Annotated in this window: 1 protein-coding gene; it reads left to right on the top strand. The window is 51.7% G+C overall.

The genetic code is table 11. The features are described 5' to 3' along the window. Positions 1 to 1,754: S8 family peptidase (locus H9Y05_RS16130; protein ID WP_216714894.1), on the top strand; the 1,754-nt coding region annotated here is incomplete at both ends.

Raw genomic sequence — 1,754 nt, 5'->3', positions numbered from 1 at the left:
ACTTCCAGCTGTTTACTGTCCGGAGAAGCAGTTTGTTTATACTGTACCTGTTTATGCTGTCTGTCACCACACATATCTGTTCCCAGGAGCTTCCGAAGCACTACGTTGTCCGGTTCAACCATTCCCTGCTGAACCCGGATGCTGTGAACAACGCTGAACTCAGAGAGGGGAAATTAACCGCCTTTCTCAACGGCAGGGGAAAAAAGACAGCCGACTCCCTGAAGAAAAACGGACTGGACTTCGGCAGCCTGGTTGTCAGCAAGTTGTTCCCGGAGTGGAATACAACCGATACAATTTCCATTTCCCGGCAGGGAAACACAGTCTGGATTCCTCCGTTCTGGGCGACCTTTCTTGTTTCCGTGCCGGAAGGTTACCATCCTGTCCGTTTTTTTGAAACCATGCGCCGTGCACACCCATTGACCGTTTACATTGATCCGCCTTTAACCGTTAACTGGCTCGGTGTTCCCGATGACACGTTGTACAACTACCAGCAGTCCCTGCTGGATACCGCAGATTTTGTTGGAGGAATCAACGTGGAATCCGCCTGGGAGATTGAAACCGGCAAACGCCACATCAAAGTAGGTATTTTTGATTCGGGTGTGGACAGTTCCCACCAGGACATCCGGCTGCTCACCGGGGAAACTCACTGGACAATTGGTAGTGATCCAATCGGACGATGGGGCAGTGATGTGGTGGGACACGGCACCAGTGTGGCGGGCATCATCGGTGCACGACGCAACAATACCACCGGTGTTGCCGGAATTGCCGCAGGAAGCGGACACGATACTACCGGTGTGAGTCTGCTTGATTTCAAAGTGGGCGGCCACCCCTCAGAAGTTGTTTCAGATTTTGACGGGAACATGGTCAGTGCGGGAATCATCAACGCGGCACGTTCGGTTGGCTCGTACTACGATTGGTCCAATGTAATGGGCAGCAACTTTGAAGAAGGAAACGAATATATTGCGGGCCACATGCCGGGTTACGGCGTACACCTTAATAATCACAGTTATTCCATCAGCTTTGAGCAGCCCCGGGATGAAGAAAGAGATCTGACGGGCGATCCTCCGACGGGTTGGGGAGAGGTTTATCTACCGGCATGCCATCTGTGCGATGAGGCTTATTTATTTGCCCTGCAGAATGGTGTTATCAATGTCATTGCGCGCGGAAACGGAACCAATTATTCCTTGGATCCTACTACCATTTCAAGCAACAACATCCCGCAGCGGTACGACGATTCGTGGGTAATCAGTGTAGGAGCGAGCGGAACAGACGGCAAGCGGTTGATTGATACGGGAAATACCGGACCGGAAAGCAATGCACCGGGAGAACAGTGGTATTCTGCTATCGGGCTGAATATGGACTTGCTTGCTCCGGGGAGTTTGTCCAATGTGGCAACACTGAGAAGTTCCGGGATGCTGCCGGATGCACCGGATTTGTACCAAAAATTCAGTGGTACTTCGGCCGCTGCACCACATGTAACGGGTGTGATTGCCCTGATGCTGAGCTATTACAACAAACCGTGTTATTCGAATCAGAACCTAGCTCCTGCCGATGTGGAGTACATCCTGCAGAAGTCGGCGACAGACATCGGCACTGTGGGGTACGATGACACTTCCGGACACGGCCGGTTGGATGCCTTGAAAGCGCTACAGTTGATTGAATACCCGAAGTACCAGATCATTCACCCGCAATCGGCACCGACGCAGATTGAACTTGTTGAACACGATACCATTCACATTTATTTGGATGACCCG

Origin of the sequence: Taishania pollutisoli (assembly GCF_014518315.1) — a bacterium.
GTDB lineage: Bacteria > Bacteroidota > Bacteroidia > Flavobacteriales_D > Crocinitomicaceae > Taishania > Taishania pollutisoli.
Note: the sequence above shows the minus strand (reverse complement) of the source record. Positions and strands in the feature narration are given on the sequence as shown.